This is a genomic window from Pseudomonas sp. NFACC02 (genome assembly GCF_900110765.1).
Lineage (GTDB): Bacteria > Pseudomonadota > Gammaproteobacteria > Pseudomonadales > Pseudomonadaceae > Aquipseudomonas.
Genome location: NZ_FOEO01000015.1, coordinates 87479 through 104990, shown reverse-complemented (window position 1 = coordinate 104990; position 17512 = coordinate 87479). Strand labels below are relative to the sequence as shown.

10 protein-coding genes are annotated in these 17512 nt (G+C 56.4%); 5 read left to right on the top strand and 5 right to left on the bottom strand.

The features are described from left to right. Positions 1 to 3051 carry a type I restriction endonuclease subunit R gene (locus tag BMY73_RS14725; protein WP_092407950.1) on the top strand — a complete coding sequence of 1017 codons (3051 nt, stop codon included), beginning with the start codon at positions 1 to 3 and terminating at the stop codon, positions 3049 to 3051. 277 nt (positions 3052 to 3328) lie between these two features. On the opposite strand, the gene BMY73_RS14720 is transcribed toward BMY73_RS14725, so the two are convergent. The 5 genes from BMY73_RS14720 to BMY73_RS14700 form a co-directional block, all read right to left on the bottom strand. Continuing rightward, positions 3329 to 5119 (bottom strand): TIGR04141 family sporadically distributed protein, encoded by a 1791-nt coding sequence (locus BMY73_RS14720; protein ID WP_092407948.1) that lies wholly within the window; start codon positions 5117 to 5119, stop codon positions 3329 to 3331. A 141-nt stretch (positions 5120 to 5260) separates the two neighbouring features. Continuing rightward, positions 5261 to 5542 carry a hypothetical protein gene (locus BMY73_RS14715; protein ID WP_092407946.1) on the bottom strand — a complete coding sequence of 94 codons (282 nt, stop codon included), beginning with the start codon at positions 5540 to 5542 and terminating at the stop codon, positions 5261 to 5263. Continuing rightward, positions 5539 to 6519, bottom strand: a complete 981-nt coding sequence (locus BMY73_RS14710) for an integrase domain-containing protein (RefSeq protein ID WP_092408000.1) — start codon at positions 6517 to 6519, stop codon at positions 5539 to 5541. Before BMY73_RS14710 ends, BMY73_RS14715 begins: the two co-directional genes overlap by 4 nt. Further along, entirely contained in the window at positions 6497 to 6856 is a 360-nt protein-coding gene (locus tag BMY73_RS14705; RefSeq protein ID WP_092407944.1) for a hypothetical protein, read from the bottom strand. Before BMY73_RS14705 ends, BMY73_RS14710 begins: the two co-directional genes overlap by 23 nt. Beyond that, the gene (locus tag BMY73_RS14700; protein ID WP_092407942.1) at positions 6840 to 8240 is read right to left on the bottom strand and encodes a YfjI family protein; all 1401 of its coding nucleotides are present in this window, start codon (positions 8238 to 8240) and stop codon (positions 6840 to 6842) included. The genes BMY73_RS14705 and BMY73_RS14700 overlap by 17 nt, the downstream gene beginning before the upstream one ends. Before the next feature lie 1409 nt (positions 8241 to 9649). Between BMY73_RS14700 and BMY73_RS14690 the strand changes: the two genes are divergently transcribed. The 4 genes from BMY73_RS14690 to BMY73_RS14675 all read left to right on the top strand — a co-directional run bounded on the left by BMY73_RS14690 (position 9650) and on the right by BMY73_RS14675 (position 17183). Continuing rightward, positions 9650 to 11812 carry a type I restriction enzyme HsdR N-terminal domain-containing protein gene (locus tag BMY73_RS14690; RefSeq protein WP_092202081.1) on the top strand — a complete coding sequence of 721 codons (2163 nt, stop codon included), beginning with the start codon at positions 9650 to 9652 and terminating at the stop codon, positions 11810 to 11812. Then, positions 11809 to 12984 carry a hypothetical protein gene (locus tag BMY73_RS14685; protein ID WP_092407940.1) on the top strand — a complete coding sequence of 392 codons (1176 nt, stop codon included), beginning with the start codon at positions 11809 to 11811 and terminating at the stop codon, positions 12982 to 12984. Before BMY73_RS14690 ends, BMY73_RS14685 begins: the two co-directional genes overlap by 4 nt. Before the next feature lie 234 nt (positions 12985 to 13218). Beyond that, positions 13219 to 15003, top strand: coding sequence for a GmrSD restriction endonuclease domain-containing protein (locus tag BMY73_RS14680; RefSeq protein ID WP_092407938.1), 1785 nt, complete (start codon positions 13219 to 13221; stop codon positions 15001 to 15003). After that, positions 15000 to 17183 carry a DUF262 domain-containing protein gene (locus BMY73_RS14675; protein WP_092407936.1) on the top strand — a complete coding sequence of 728 codons (2184 nt, stop codon included), beginning with the start codon at positions 15000 to 15002 and terminating at the stop codon, positions 17181 to 17183. Before BMY73_RS14680 ends, BMY73_RS14675 begins: the two co-directional genes overlap by 4 nt. The last annotated feature ends 329 nt before the right edge of the window (positions 17184 to 17512 follow it).

Sequence of the window (17512 nt, the reverse complement as noted above, 5' to 3'; positions counted from 1 at the left end):
ATGTTTAACGAGCATACTGTCACCGAAAATGGAATTATCGACCGCTTAAAAAATTTAAGTGGGGGAAAGTGGACTTACTGCCACGGCGAGAGCCTGCCCAAGAAGGCGCAGGATATATTTGTCGATGAGTGGCTAAAAGACGCGTTGTGTTCGTTAAACCCAGCTATCGACAAACAGCCGGATTACGCCGATGAGGTAATTCATAAGCTGCGCGGTGTAATGCTGGAGGCCCCGCACAGTGGCCTGGTCCGGGCCAACGAGAATTTCCAGGCGTGGCTGCTGGCCGAAAAAACCTTGGCCTTTGGTGAGAATGGTGAACATGTCACCATCAATCTGATCGACTTCGAAAACCTCGACAACAACCACTTTGTAGTGGCCCAACAGGTGCACTATGTCGCGGCTGGCGAGGTGTTCTTCGATATTGTGCTGTATGTAAACGGCATCCCGCTGGTGGTAGGTGAAGTGAAAAGCGCCACTCGCCCCAGCGTCAGTTGGCAGGACGGTGCCGCTGACTTTATGGGCGGCAAAAAACACTATTGGCAGCATGCAAAAGCCTTTTTCGTACCCAACCTGCTGTGCTTCGCCAGTGAGGGCAAAACCTTTGCCTACGGAGCGATCAATGCCCGGGTCAAAGATTGGGGCCCCTGGCACCACACCGATCAGCGTGAGGATATTCCCGACACCCTGGCCTCCGTGCTGGCGAGCACCGAAGGGCTACTGAACCCGCAAACCCTGCTGCAACTGCTGGCTTCTTTTGCGCTGTTCTCTACCCATAAAACAGGTAAAGACACACCGCCCAAACGCATCAAATTGCTGCCGCGTTACCCGCAGTTCGAGACGGCCAAGCAGATTGTTGAGCGGGTCAAACAGGGTTACCCGAAAAAAGGCCTGATCTGGCACTTCCAAGGTTCGGGCAAGTCGCTGCTGATGCTTTATGCTGCCAAGATGCTGCGGGCCGACAACGAGCTGAAAAACCCCACCGTGCTGATCGTGGTCGATCGTCGCGACCTGGACAGCCAGATTAGCGAGACCTTCGGCGGCGCCGATGTGAAAAACCTGATCAAGGTGCAGAGCTGTAAAAAGCTCGGTGAACATATCGAGCAGGACAGCCGCGGCATCCTCATCACCACCATTTTCAAGTTCAAAGATGTTGAGATCGATGAGCACAACCTGGCGGGCCTAAACAGTCGCGACAACATCATCGTGCTGGTGGATGAAGCCCACCGCACCCAGGAAGGCGGCTTGGGCGAGAAGATGCGCTGGGCGCTGCCCAATGCCCACTTCTACGGCCTGACCGGCACCCCGATCTCCAGTATCGAACGCAATACCTTCAAGTTGTTCGGCGCCGATGAAGATCCCGGCCGCTATATGAACCGCTACAGCTACAAACAGTCGATCCGCGACGGAGCCACTAACCCGGTTAAGTTCGAGCCCCGTTTAGCCGAATTGCGGGTCGACCGTGAGGCGATCAACGAAGAGTTCGAGCAACTGGTCAAAGACAACAACCTGGACGAGGACGAAAAGGCCACTTTGTCCAAACGCGCCGGCAAGCTGGCCGTGATGCTTAAGGCACCGAAGCGCATGGAGGCCATCAGTGCCGACATTGCCGAACACTTCACCAGCCATGTGCAGCCGAAAAAGATGAAGGCCATGGTGGTGGTCTATGACCGCGATGCCTGCGTGCAGATGTATTACCTACTTGGTCACATGCTGGGTTTCGACGCACTGGAGGTGGTCATGAATCTCGACCAGGCTCCGGTGAAGGATGAGAACGGTAAGCTCAACAAGGACTGGAACAAGTGGAAGGAAGAGCTCGCTCTACCGATCAAGCAAGCCGACTTTGAGCGCTGGCAGAAATTCGATGGTGAAGAGCAGGCGCAGAAAAACCTGCTGGAAACCTACAAAGACCCGAAACAACCCCTGCAACTGCTGATCGTGACCGCCAAGCTGCTGACCGGTTTCGATGCGCCGATCTGCTACTGCATGTACCTGGATAAACCGCTGCGCGACCACACCTTGCTGCAGGCCATGTGCCGCACCAATCGCCTGTATGAGGCGGACGGGGTGGTCAAGCGTATGGGCCTGATCATCGATTATCTGGGCGTATTCGAAAACCTGCGCACGGCGCTGGCCTATAACCCGGAAGAGATCGACGGGATTGTCGAAGGTATCGAGAAATTCAAGGAGTTGCTGCCAGAGCAGTTGAAGCTGTGTCTGGCCTTCTTCCCGAACGTGGACCGCACCCTGGCAGGCTTCGACGGCATCCTGGCCGCACAGGAATGCTTGCCGGACAATAAAAAACGCGATGAGTTTGCCGCAGCCTTTGGCGTGCTGGCCAAACTCTGGTCGGCCATCAACCCCGACCCTTTCCTGACACCCTACCGCCAGGATTACAAATGGCTGGCGCAAATCTATGAATCAGTACGCCCGGTTGGTCAAACGGGGGCGCTGGTCTGGGCCGCGTTAGGGCCCGAGACCATCAAGATGATTCACGAGCACACCGATATCAGTCGCATACGCGATGACATCGATGAGCTAATCATGGATGAACACGCAATCTTCACCCTGACCGAGAAAGAGCAGGAAAAACGTGCCCGCCGACTGGAAATAGACTTGATGGGGCGTCTGCGCGGCCATGGCGAGGCTGTGTTCGTCGAGCTGGGCGAGCGCCTGGAGAAACTGCGCCGAGAATATGAAGCGGGTGTAATCAAGGCCATCGACTGGCTCAAGGGCCTATTGGATGCCGCCAAAGATACGGTGCAGGCCGAGCGTGAAACCGGTGACCCTGTAGTAACGGAGGCAGACAACAAGCAGGCGCTGACCAAACTCTTCCTGGAAACCCGCCCGGAAACAACGCCGAAGCTGATTGGTGATGTGGTCGAGCAGATCGACAAAATTGTGAACGCTACCCGCTTTGAGGGCTGGCAGAACTCCAACAGTGGTCCACGCGAAATCCAGAAAGCACTGATGCTGACCCTGGCGCAGTTTGGCCTAAGCAAAGACAAGGACCTGTTTGAAAGGGCATACGCCTATATTGAAGAACATTACTAAGTCGATGATGACGTACGGCCGTGCGATGAAGTTAGCTAAGCGCCCCCACCGTGAAGACGGTGGGATTTAGGAAGCGCTTACATTGCATCGACGAAATGCATGCTTACATTTGCTTGAGGCGCAGCTTTGGGTCACAACTGGCAGTTTCGACCCAAAGCTGCGCTTCACGAAGAAAGACGCGTAAGCCTCCCCGACCACTACGCCCGCTTTGAACGAGTAAAAGGGGCGTTTTCTGATTGAGAGAGGGCTTTTTGCCATTGGAAACAGGCACTTCAAGTCAAACTCCGGATTTTGGCTGGACGGTCTTCTTGCGGACTGTTTTTTTCTTTGTAACTGTTGTTTTCTTTTTGGAAGCTTTTGCTGCAGTTTTCTGGGCGACACTAGCAAGGTGAGCGGCAGATTCCGGAATATGCATCAACTTTACCCCGTAGCCGTATGAGTTGATGGTCTTTCCGTAGTTTTGTAGTGTTACCTTACTGAAAAAAGGTATATCTAGAGCTGTCGAGGCGGGTCCATCAATGATGGCATAGATAACGTCATTGCCACGCGCTTCAAAATTAACAGGAATTGCGTCAAATTTATTCTTCGCCAGTTGCAAGTTTACGTCTTTTACAAAGCCTGGCTCTCTTACCATGAGGGTCGAGGCCACAAAACCCTGCGCGAATAGATGGCTTAGCGTCGATGAGCCACGACCGCGTTTAACATGAATAAACTCACCCCGTTCGTTTTGAGTTTTCACTCTGTAAATGTCACAGACCTCAATTTTATCGTAGCTACCACCAAATCTGATCATTTGTCTGTCGAGCATTGCATGGGAACTCTGCGCTTGGGCGCAAACGTACTCATTATACGGACCTTCACCGGCGTGCGAATACTCTGTAAAAGGTGGCGCGAACTGTTTTCTCGGTAGTTCCGCGAAATACTTCTCTACTGCCGTCTGAAAGGACGCTTCTACCTTAAACCAATTCCCTGCGTTTAAAATATATAAATTTGCATCATGCTTGACTTCCGCATAGAGACACTTAAATGCAGGGAATGGTCTTGGAGGACTGCCGCTTGAAAGAATCAGAAAAATTTCGCGTCGCTTTAGCGTATCTAAAGTTGCTCCTTTCCTAAACGTAGAAAAAAATCTTCCCAAATCTAGCACAGGATCAATATCATCACTGTCAGGGGTTCGGTTGTAAGCGAATCCTGTAACGGAGGTCCAGTCAATTAGATCCGGTATGGCGAGCCACATGTCTTTGGTTTGATTAGAACTTAGAGAATTCCAAAGTTGAATGTCGAGAGCCTCGGAAAGCTCTTTGTCTTTAACCGGGAGTAAATTCTCAACCCAAGAAAACTCACTGGCATGTCCGTCTACATCTTTAGTGAGGTAGTCTTTTGAGGCGGAGCGCTCTAATGCCAGTTGCAGGAAGTTGCCTAGATCAGCAAGGTCTATCGCTATGGATGCCTTGAATGAATCAATGCCGGCGATTATTTTTCCAAAAACATCTGAGTAAGCGCTTTTTGTGTGTCCTACTAGTCCGCGAAGCAAGTCCTGCTCAGCATTAATCATATAATCTGACACAGATGCTGCTTTGATCGTTTGTGTCCTGCTTAGTCGTGGGGACGCGTCGAATGTCTGACGATCAATTGATGCTATCTTGTCGGGTGAGACACTGTTTAAAACGACCTTTATGCCAAATCTATCCTCGATTAATCTCGGCTCAATCAGATAGCGCCCATATCCAAAAGAAATAGCAAACTGGCGAGAGCCATTTTTCACAATCAGAATGGCGGAGATGCTTTTATTTTTCCACTTGGAAGTTTTCACTCCTTCATCTAGGCCCTTCTGAATGAAGTTCAACCATTCTGGAGCGGCCTCTACAAAAGGTTTCCGAATGAAGAGAGTGCCATATTCCCCTTCAGGACCAAGAGGGTACTGTTCTGTCCCAATTTGTTTAGGCTTTCCGTTCGGACCTATGGGGCTCGCTATAAAATCTTTATCTGTCCAGTAAGAGGCCGAATTTGGTGCCTCTTTGAGTAAGTAAACGTTCAGCGTAATCCTTTTGGGCTTTCCTGTGCTCATCAACGCTCCTCCTAAGCTTTGCGACCGGTATTTTGCTATCTCCGGCCTGATAGCTCCGTAGATATGGAGCGTGGCCTATAGCCATGACTTAGCTTACGTTAGAACTGGAGCTACTGTCAGTATTCGCTTTCATGGATAGGTCTACCCCATCATCAGGTGCGTTCGGCTTTTACCCATCCTCATCCAGATCAGGGCGGCGGTTAGTCGATAATAATATTGAGTAGATCCGGAACGGTCGTTGAGATAGTGAGCAAAAAACCAATGCACGTGCTTCAGTTGCCAGGACCAGGGGTTATCGCGCTGCCATCGTTGTTGAATGGCAGCTTGCATGATTTTGGCTTGCCGTAGGTGGCGTTGCTGCGTGATCTTCGAGCCGGTCAGTACGCCGCTCAGGAACAGCGCCATATCGAAGGGCTTGGTCACGCTCTACCTCCAATGTAAGCCGAAATCACATCAATCCGGTTATGCCCAAGCTCAAGGCTGATTTGTTGGCGCGCCCGTTGATCAAGGTCGCGGTCAATTCGATAGCAGTGGCCACCATTGACTGGGGCCGCGTGGCCAGTGAGCTGTTCGTAACGCTGGCAGGCATAGGCCGCTCGCAGTTCATGAAAGCCCTTCAGCCCTTGTTCATGCAGCACTTCGCGGGCGGGGAGTACGGTCTGTTGCAGGAATGCGGCGTAGCTTTCGCCTCGGGCCAGCAAGTTGCGGCTGCGGGGCGGCGACGCATTTCGGGCGAGCTGTAGCGCCACCTTCACCTCTTCATTAGCATTGATCCATCGCGGCGCTGATGCCCCTGAGCGGCCGCCTTTGGTGCCGTCCTGGATGTTGATGCGACCGAAGTGCTCGGCTTCACGGTGGAGACGTGGCAGATCAGCGAGGATCGCTTCGCGCAGGCGCATACCGGTAGCGCGGGCCAACAGGACTATCGCGGCCACCCGCTCGTGTTGCTGTTCGCCAAGCGCCTCGAGTACTCGCCGCACCTGCTGGTGGTCTTGGCCATCCGGCGCGTGGGTGCGTACGCCCGAGCGATGCTGTCCCAACGCCTGACTCGGGCTGGCGATTCTCACGTCTTGATCACCGCGCAGCGCGGCGAGGGTGCGGTTGACGCTGCTCAGGCGGTTCTGCGCGGTCGCGATGCAGAGTTCGCCTTGCAGGATCTGCTGGCGAAGGTAAGCGGCGTAGTCTTGCAGCGTCCGTCGATCGATCTGACGCGCATCGTTGAAACCGGGGCCGTCCTCTGACCGACACCAACGCACGAACGCTTGCCAGCGATCGCTATGCGCTTTGACCGTAGCGAAGTGGCCGCCGGCAAACAGATCCTTGAGCGCTTGTGGGCCGGCGTAGCTCAGCTGGCGGCCATAGCCAAAGTTGCGACCATCATGCCGACCGACCAAGGCCATCGTCATCACCGTTTTCGTTCGTTTGCAGAAAGAGCAGCAGGGCTTTCCAGTGAGGGCTGAGCCTGTCCATCTGCCGCCAGTGTGTCGGGCGGATCAGGAGGGCGTTCTCCTGGTGTTGCAGCAGTGCTCCTTCCTCACGCAGTTGCTCGATCAGTCGGGCGAGGTAGGCAGGGTCCAAGGGTGGTGTGGCGACAGCGGCGACAGTGGCGACAGCCCGCGTCGTTTCTGGCCTGGTGCGTGGCGACAGGGTGGCGACAGCGGCGGCGACACGCCGCGATTCTGGCTGCGGTTGATGTTGCGCCTGGTAACGGCGCACCGCGTCATTGAGGCGAAACATGGCGGACCTCGAAAGTTTTCCCGTCGCGGCTGCTCAGCCAGCGATGGGTGATCAGCACGACCAATAAAGAGGCAGTATGGTCAGCGCTCTTGCGGGCAAAACGAGGGCCGTTGCGATTGACGTCGCGAATGGTGAAGTGCGTCCAGCCTTTCTGCACCAGCCAGCGCAGCAGTCGATCCGCCTCTTCGCATCGGCTATTGACCGGCTCCTGTTCGGTAAGGCGCTGGATCTCGGCCAGGTAGTAATCCATCAGTGCGGAGGCGCGCTGGATGTGTGCTTCCTCCAACGCACTGGCCTCTTCAACCATGGCCAACACGCCCGCGATACGCAGTACATTTGCCGCCGCCTTGCTCGCGACAGGCTGGACGCCGGCCAGCTCGCCGAACTCGCCAGACTGGCACTCGATGGTGTCGTGAATATCAATCCAGGCACGACGGGCGCGGGCAGTCAGCTCCAGTGTGGCGGGATTGAGTGAGCCATCCTTGTGAAGCGACCAGGGCTTTTGCAGTAGGGCCGTGATCCGCTGTTGGTAGCGCTGGACTTTGGTATCCCGACTCAAGTCGATCGCCTTGTAGAGCCGCTGGCCGGCCAGGCGCTCGGGCCAACTGATCAGGCAACGACCGAGGATGCCTTGGCCATTGATCATCGGGTCTTTGAACAGCTGATTGGCTAGGTAGGGCTGCAGCATCAGATGCAGACTGAGGCGGCGGTCATAGGCACGTAGGCTTTCTCCGGCCATGGAGCGGGCCCGGTCGATCGGGCTGCCATCCCACAATGTCGACAAGGTGGTGATCGCCTTAAGCAGATTCTCTTTGCTCATGGTGCTGCTGCCCAAGAACTGGCCACCTTCATCATTGAACAAGCCCATGCTGGGCAAGCCATGGCACAAGCTTTTGACCAGGGCCTCAATGGTCGGCTCGGCAATGATCAATCTCGGCGGTACCGGCTCGGATAGTCCACCGCCTTCCGTATCCGAGTGTTTCTTTGAGGTTTTGGGTTTGGCAATGATGCTGCTGGCTGCGCGATAGGCTTTGAGCTTTTCCGCATACAGGGTCCACTGCTGTCGTTCCCAGTCGCGCGCCGCTTTCAGTGCCAGCTGATCCACCGCACTTTTGCGATCACCCGAGGACGCCACCGTCAGTAGGTAGAGGGACAGCGGATAGGTTCGACCGTCGAGTTGGGCATTGGCATGACCCTGGCTCGCCAAGGCCGTGGTAGCCAGCACCGATTGTGCAGCCATGGCGCAGGGCACGCCGATCACTTCGGCCAGTCGTTCGACCGCAGGGCTCAACAGATCCCCGAGTGCTTCGACCGGGTAGGGCAGTGGCACCTGCTGGTATTCCAGCAATGGTTGTGGTGGCTCGAACGCTTCGCGCAGTTGCATCGCTATTCTCCTGAGATTATCGACTTCGTCCTCACTCATCCCGCCACGGTTGTTGAGTGTTATCAGGGATCAAGGCCCCTGCGACCTGTGAGGTTTGTCCACTAACGTGGGACTGACGGCTCCTTACGGCCGGGAGCTTGGGCATCTCATGATCTGGCCTCCTGAACACTTCCGAAGACGTGGGCGGGTGGAGGCTGCGCTGGCTGACGAGACCAATGCCGCGAGATCCAGAGTCGGGTGAAGGCAGTGATGCGATGACCGGGGCATGCCTGACTGTCAGTCAGGTGCAGTCCATTCCTTGGGCTGCGGCACCATCATCGGCATCGCTGTGGCGAGTGAGCATTCGGTGTTTGTCACGCCGATTGTCACGAGGGGGAAAGCCGCAAAGCCCCATGCGAGCGGGGCTGCAGCAATGTGAGATGCGCCCGTCTCTTTAGGGAGCAAAGAGACGGGCAAAAGGTTGGCGCAAGAAATGGCCAAGCGGATAAGTTGCTGCAGAACAGCCAGGAGGGGGCATGAGTTGCCGCAGTGGGCATTCTGGAAGAAGTGGCATCCATCACATCGCTGTGACCGTGCGAGCCGCCGGACGCTAATCGCACTTGGGGAGAGCCACCACGATGTGGCGTAGCCTCAAAGGTTCTGGCTACCTGGGTACTGTCGAGGACAGCGCTGGTACGGTTCTGGTTTAGCGCTCGTTCTGCTTGCGGTCAACCGGATTTTGGGGGCGAATCTTGCGCCAATCGGTAGCGCTGGAAGACCTTGGAGGCCGGTGGCTTTCCATGGCCGGGTGGTCGTTCGTCGGTTTTTAATGTGAGCCTGCGTCATTGCATGGACTTGACCACCCATTTGCATCGTCACTGACCAGTCAATTGCATTCGTGCTGATCAACCGTTTGCATTCGATTTGACCAGCACACGCCGTAGTGACGACCGGCGGAGAACGGCCAGGAGCTGACACTCACCAAGGCCTGCTTCGGACTCGTGTTACCGGTGTTGGATGCCGTGTGACCAGGCGTAGATCACCCCCGGATGCTCGCCTTGCTACACAACAATAGGTGGGCGCAGATGGGCATCGAGGGTCAAGCCGAAGTTGAACTGCCTAGGGGACTACTCTCGAAACAGCCACGGGATGCCAAAATGCATATCGCGTAGTTGTGCTCCTGCCAACATGCAATTAAATCTCTAGGCCATAGCTTGATGATGTCGCACGTGCTCCGTGAGCTTTCTAACGCGGCAGAGTGCACAAGACATCGGTTGCCGGCAATGCCGACACACCCTTAGCATCCTGACCCAGTTATTCCACTCGATGTGTACTGCTATATCGTTTGATCACATGATAAAGTCCGCCTCCAGGCCTCGGACGATCGTTGTAGATCACTCGCCAGGACGGACAACGGAAGGGCAAGGAAGATGAATGAAAACCAGGCAGTGCAGCGTATCCATGCCTACCTGACTCATGAGCTCGGATACCCCACCGAACTGATTCAACGAGAATACCAGACTAGTCGTAACGCGCGCCTGGACTTGGTCGTGATGCTGGACGGTCGCATTAGGATCGTCTGTGAAGCCAAGCGCCTCGACAATCTGCCTCGGGACTCCAGGCTACTTCCGTTCGACGCCCTGATCCGCCAGATCCAATTCGCGGCGATCGAAGTTGGGGCGCGTTTCTTCCTTGTGTCCGATGGCCAGCAGATGCTCTGGTTCGAGACTGACGAATCGGGCCGGCCCTTGCGGCTAGCGACGCCGAAGACCTATCGAGACATGGTCTATGGAGGCTCCGACAGTCAGTCCCGCGCCAGTCGGATAGCGGGAGTCAGACGCACTTTGCGCAACATACTGGAGCTCTCGCGCCAGCAACGGTGGTCGCCCGAAGCCCTAGCCCTAATCTTTTATGCGCACCTGCAGCGGCGACGCGGCCGCGAGATGTTCTGCGATTTGCTGGTCGGCGGTTCCCATTCGCAGGCGGCGCTTGCCGCGGCCCGGTCGGAATGGCCGGGTGCATCGGACACCGGTTTCGAAGAGACGCTTGCCTTCGTCGCCAGACAGGACCTAACTCCGCCGCGAGCCTACGAAGAAGCACTCGACCTGCTCAATACCTCGGCGCTGGACAAGCTCGCGCCCGCCGACGCGCTGCCGCTGCTCGACGAGATCCTGAGCCGCTATCCCAAGTCATCGGGAGCCACCCGATTGCCGCGCTGGACCGCGGATTTGCTTGTGCGCCTCGCAGACATCGAACCCGGCGACCGGGTGCTCGATCTTCATTGTGGCCTGGGCAACTTATCAGCAGCTGTGCGCCTAGCGGGAACCACACCGCCCTCGCACATGGTCCTGTTTGCTCGCCATGCGACTGATGCCATGTGGGCCTGCGTGCAGCAGTTGGTGTTCGGTGCCGACCTACCCTCGATCTCGATCGGCGATCCACTCAAGTCCACGCGACCTCCGCACCGGCGGGAGGATCTATCCGACCGCATTTTCGTAGCGCCGCCCTTTGGGCTGACCGTCCGTCATGAGAGATTCAGCGACCGGCAAGGCGGCGTGCTGTCGAGCTCGGAGGCTTATATTCACCATGCGCTAACGCGCCTGTCTCCCACGGGCCGGATCGTCGCGTTGCTACCGAACGGTCCACTGGGCAATCCTGACAGGTCTCAGCTGCAGGAACTCCTGCTGCGTAATGGGCTGCAGGCCGTGCTTGACGTAGGCACCTTCCAGCCCGATTCGGGCGTGGCAGCGAGCATCGTCGTGCTCGACAAGTCGGCGCCCACAAGGGACGTCCTTTTCTTTGCAAAAGCCCAGAATCGCCAGCAGCAGGACAGCTTCGACTGCACGTCATTACCCGGGCTGCCCCATGTCTTGGAGCGATTTAGGTCGTGGATGCAGAATTATGACGTCGGGGACGATGACCTCGGTCTGACCGCGACGGCGACGCCTGCGCAAGGCGTGCTGAGCGCCGGCCCGTATCTTGCGCGCCAAGCGCAACGGCAGCTTCCCCTCGCCTCCTTCAAGCATCATTCGCTGGAAAGCCTCGCTCTCGTGACCAAAGGCGGCGCCATCCGACGCTCGAAGGACGCTGGAGATGTCGTGTTCATTGGGCCTGGCGCGATACGTCCGTTGGAGATACAGCTGGACCCGATGGATCGAGCAGACGACGCCGAGGTGCAGCAATACCCCAAGGCGGTCGCCAACGAAGGCGACATCGTGATGAACGGTCTGAGCACCTATTTAGGTGCCGCTGCGCTCATCGAGAGTGGCCGGTTTCCCATCAACCGGCACATCTTCCGCATTCGCGTGTACAACGCGCTCGTGCTGCCAGAGTACCTCGCGATCGCGATCAACAGTCGCTATGTGCATGAGGCCTTAATTGCGCGCGCCGGCGGGAGCGTAATGACGATGCTGAGGTTAGAGGCCTTGAAACAGGTTTTGATCCCCGTGCCTCCTCAGAATATCCAGGCCGAGATTGTCCGTCGAGTCGCCTTTGCCAAGGAGGAACGCGACGTTGTCGAAAGGTCGCTCCAGCAGAAAGAGCAGGCGCTCTCGGTCCTTGTGCGTGATCTCGACCTTGGAGAGACGGTATGAAGTACCCCGTTCATGTCAGCGGCAGGGTGCTAGAGCGGACACTTGATACTGTGCTCGAACTCTTGGGCGGCTCGCAACACCTGCTGTTCGCTGCCATGGACCGGTTGACAGTGGGCACGCCTTCGCATGTCGTCGCGCCGACCGGTCCCGCCGAATTCGGCAGGAAGAGAAACGAGATCGCGAGGATCTTCCAATCGCCGATGATGCTGCGAGGCCTAGCGATAGCGCTTCAACTGTTCGAGGAGGTCTACCGCGACGTCGACGAGCAAGGCGGCGTTCCGGGCTACCGGCCGCAAGATCTGCTGGATCGGCTGCGCATCGAGACAGAACAACCCGACGAAACAATCTCGCTTTCCACGGACATGCGTTGGATCGTGGAATGGCCTGTTCGCTTGCCGGCTGACGGACCGGAGACGCGCATGAGCTGCGAGTGGTTCGCTCGTCCCTGGGGCGCTGTCGTGCCGCCCTACGTCGTCAACTACCTCTCAAGCGCTGCGACGGCGCGACGGCAGAAGCGCAACGACGCTGCCGTGGCGCTGCTATCGATTGCGGCCGAGGCGACGCTGCGCGACGTCCTTTCGAGCCACGGCTATTCCTTCACGCACGGTGCGGTATCAAAGGACGTCTACGCCTACAGCCGCGCGCAGGTCACCGCGGACACCGCAACGGGCACCTACATCGTGAAGTTCCACGACCCGATGCCATTAGGCGTCACCGATTTCAGCGACTCGTTTGCCGATGCACCGGTAGAGATAAAGCTGAAACGCGTGCTGAAGAACATGAGCGGAACGCGCGTCGATCTCAACATCGTCGCGCCGAATCCACTCCACGAGCACTGGACAACCGCGACGGTGGAAACGGCCGGAGTTCCAACCGTTGGCGGCCTCGGCGTAGCGCTGGAGATCGCCCGGAACCAGCTAGCCTGCGTTACGGCGGAAGACCTCGCCCTGGATTTCGACGAAGTGCTGCAGGCGGTCCGGAACAACCTAGTGCACCTGTCGGGCGCGGCGCTCGATACACCGCTTCCGCGCTTCGACGTCCTCCAGAGCGGCTTCGCCTTGCGGGATTTCCTATTGAACGACCTACTGGTGCAGGATTTTGTCGCCGCCATCTCCAGGTTCGTCACGACCCAATACGTCAAGCTTCGTCACTCCGGGACGCTCTACACCTGAGCTGCTCAGAGAACACGCCGTCGACGATGCTAGGGGCGATTCAAGGTGCCCGGCAGATGGTAACATCTTGCCGATTTCCCCCAGCCTTGGGGAAATTCGCGGCCCAGGGTTAGCACGGTTTCAATCGGTCTGCTAGCGAACAAGCTTTAGCTATTTAAGGGAGAGCTGCCTGGAACGGACGGCCATCTCAAATCACACGGTTTGCGCTATGCGGGAACTACCCAACGAGGTCCTATGAGCACAGGTGATCTTCAGCTGCGCTCGGTCAGCCAGCTAATGACCGAGTCGTTCTTCATCCCCGCTTACCAGCGTGGCTATCGCTGGACCTCTCGGCAAGTTACTGAGTTGCTTGACGATGTGGCCGCTTTCACAGAAAGGAAAAGGCAGGTTCAGGGAGAGTTTTACTGCCTGCAGCCAATCGTCGTTACACAACGCAACGGCCACTGGGAACTCATTGATGGGCAGCAACGGCTTACCACGATCTTCCTGATCCTCTCCTATTTCAACAACCGCTTGGTAGCTGACGAGCGCAAGACTCTGTTCGCACTCAACTACGAGACTCGTCAGAACAGCGCGAGCTATCTGCGCACCCTCGACGAAGAGCTACATGAGGAGAACATCGATTTTTTCCATATCTGGCAGGCGTACCAAGCCGTTCGCGATTGGTTCAAGCCTAGGAGCAACCGGCTGAACTACATCGAGGCCGCCTTTCTGAATGAGGTCAGAGTCATCTGGTACGAGGTTGACCAGTCCGTCGAGCCGATTGACGTATTCACGCGCCTGAATGTTGGCAAAATCCCGCTCACGAACGCGGAGCTTGTGAAGGCCCTGTTCTTGCGAGGTGGCAATTTCGACGGTGAAGGAATACGCGCCAAGCAATTGCAGCAGTTGAGGATTGCCCAGGACTGGGATGAGATCGAGCGACGTCTGCAGGAAGAGGCTTTTTGGTACTTCTTGGCCAATCGACAACAAGAAGCGAATCGGATTGACCTAGTCCTTGGGTTACGGGCCGACGAACTACAGCAGGTTGCGAATCGCTGGGATACCAACAGCCTGTTCCTTGCATTCAACACGCATCTAACTGAAAAGCAGGACGCGGTTACAAGCGAGTGGGACGCAGTAAAACGAATGTTTCTGCAACTCGACGAGTGGTTCAGGGACCGGTTCTTGTATCACATTGTTGGCTTTCTCCTAAGCCAAGACGTCAAAGTGGGACAGATACGCGACCTCGCGCGAAGCTCTGGTTCCAAGACAGCCTTTCGAGCTGCGCTCAAGGCAGAAGTGTTCAAGCTGGTCTTTGGTAAATCTCGAAGTGTCGCGGGTGAAAGCGATTTGGCCCGGTTCGTTGAAGACCACGTCGCGCAGTTGGACTATGAGTCGCATCGTGAGTCCATCCGCCGTCTGCTCCTGCTGTTCAACATCGCTTCGTTACTGGAACTCGGCGATAGCGGGCCGTGGTTCCCTTTCGACCACTTTAAGAAAGATCAGTGGGACTTGGAACATATTCGCTCGGTAAAGTCTGACATGCCTCAGCGTATTGACGCCCAAAAAGCCTGGCTCGGACAGGCTGTCGAATACTTCTCCGAGCCCGAGTTGGCAGCGGTAGGCCGTGTCCCCCCCACATCCGAGCAGGAGCTGGTTGAGCGCTTGCGGACGCTGCGTGACAAGGAGCCCTTCGACGCTTCCGCATTTGAAGTTGCGTTCAACGACGTCATAGATCGCTACGATCCGGGTTCAGATATTGAAGTCGACAACAGCATTGGTAACTTGACACTGCTTGACGCTGGTACAAACCGAAGCTACGGGAACGCTATCTTCCCTCACAAGCGGCGCAAACTCATCGCGCTGGACAAGGCGGGGCGCTTCGTTCCGCCTTGTACAAAAAATGCCTTCCTGAAGTACTACAGCACCAAGATCGACGAAATGCTGGTCTGGAGTCGAGTAGATGCGAAGGAGCACCAGCACGCACTCAGTAGTACGCTGGTTCGCTTTTTCACATATAACGGAGCATGCGCATGAGCGAGGCACGGCAGCATTCATTCGCGACGCTCTTCTCAAGCGTAGATGGCGTTGAAATCCCTATCATCCAACGTGACTACGCCCAAGGCCGCAAGCAGTCCACCGACGTTTTGGATGGCTTTCTGACATCGTTGTGGGACGCATTGAACAGTGAGCACGAGTACGGGCTTGATCTCGACTTCATCTATGGAACATTCGAGGACGGCGCAGGAAGGGTGCTCTCGCTACTTGACGGCCAGCAGCGCCTAACAACTCTGTTCCTCCTGCACTGGTACACCGCAATGTGCGAGGGGCAACTGGAAGATTTCAGGGGGCGCTGGACAAAAGGCGGACGCTCTAGGTTCACCTATGCCACGCGGCCTAGTTCTGCTGAGTTCTTCGATGCGCTCGCAAACGCCGTCATTGCGCCCCCAGCGGACGGGAAGCATTGGAACGGCAAACTCTCGGCACACTTGGTCGACAGCAATTGGTTCTTCCTGTCGTGGCGCAGCGATCCTACTGTCGCGGCTTGTCTGACCACACTCAACTCCATTGCCCAGAAGTTTGGTGTCACTAAAGGCCTGTATGCGCGACTCGTGGATGAGCAGCAGCCCAAGATTACTTTCCACTTTCTCGACTTGGAGCGCTTCGGCCTGACCGACGATCTGTACATTAAAATGAATGCCCGGGGCAAACCGCTCACGCCCTTCGAGCATTTTAAGGCATGGCTTGTCAGGAGTGTGGCGTCAGAGCCTTGGGCCAGCAGATTCGATCTAGCAATGGACCAGAAGTGGATGGACCTTTTCTGGCGCCTTGCCTCCCAGAAAAAGGGCTTAGCCATTGGGCAAGCGGTTGACGAGCTTTACCTTCGCTTCATGTACGTGATGGCATTCTTCGACTCCTGTAATCGAATCGAGCGTGCTTATGGCGCATCAAGATCGACAATAGAATGGATCACGAAGTTGCGCCATGCGCGCGGCTACATCCCGCTGCGGGAACTCGAGGCCCAAGGGGCATTCAATCCCTCGAGTGCGCAAGTCGTCTCGGTGGTATTGGACCACTTCTGCGACACTGCCTCGGCGTCAGATCTGAAAACGCTGGAGAAAGCACTGGCACCTAACAGCGATTACCTCGATCTAATAAGACTGTTCTGCGTGGTTGCTTGGGTGGATAGTCCCGCGGCGAAGTCAGGCTCGCCTGAACTGGAGATAGAGCGGTCTAGATGGGATCGCATCACCTCAAACCTTCTCGCTAACCATCGTGTCGACGATGTCTACATAGCCATCCTTGCTGTCAAAGGGGTGCAGGCCCTGGCTTCTCACGTCGGAAATCTGTACGAATCGCTATCCAAAGCGATCGAGCCTCCCGCCGGCTTCAGTGGCGAGCAGGCAAAGGAAGAAGTGCGCAAGGTGGGACTGATTGTTGAAGATCCGACACGGGAGGCCTCGTTTATTGAAGCGGAGGCACATCCATACTTGCAAGGAAAAATTGGGTTTCTGCTTGACTTCAGCACTCCATCCGACGGGCCACTTGACCTTGACGCATTTGCCCGCTACTCGGAGCGAGCTAGAGCCGTCCTCGATGAGGGCGTGCGCGCCTCCACAGATCACCTTCTTGAGCGTGCTTTGTTGTCCATGGACGACTACCTGATTGGGCGTGGATCGTCCAAGTTCTCCTTCTGCCAACCCGATGCTGGTACCTATCGTGACAGGTCGGAGAATTGGTTGAGGGTGATCGGCCGGCGCGAGTTCCAGAATCTGCTCGACCGCATCGAAGGCAATGCGAATGCTGCGCTGCAGCAAATCATCGAGACTGCAGTCTGCACGGATTGGCGGAGGTATGTCGTAGCGGAGCCGCAGCTTATTGACTATTGCGGGGAACGTCTCATACACCGTGAAGAATCAGGTGACATTTATTTGTTGTCACGCAAGCGCCTTTCCGGGTACCACGCGGAGCTAAGTAGTTACGCTCTGTTCCTTGCGCTGAAACGTTCGAAAGGTGCATTGCCGGGAATGACTTACTACTACTCTGAGACCTATGACGACACCCAACCCGCACTTGTGCTTCAAGGCTCTCAGGAGTTGAGAGTCAGCTACGGTGCTGGCGCCTGGCAGTGCAGTGGCCCAACCGGACTGGCACCGCTCCCTGAGCTCTTGCTGAAGTTCATGGGCGAGCATTGCTTCATCGCGGCGAGAGACTAGCTTGGAGGCTCACTGGGCGGTGAGCTGAGGGACTCTGACGGCCAAAAGGAGCCGGTCTCGAACGGCAGCTTTCGCCAATAGCGGACGCTCAGGAACGACCGTTTCCGACCCATACAGTGCGACCTCTACGCTACGCAGTTAGCGGCTTGGGTCGAAATTGGACCGGAATATTGGTTAAATTGCCCCCTCGCCTTATTGGCTGGCTGGCGGTTGCAGTAGGCCCTATGAGCAGATTCCCTGGAGGCATCCGAAAACAGAAGGCTCAATGACATCATCCTGATATATTGGTTTGGAGAATACCTGGCCCGTTTCGACTCTTCACCTCAAAT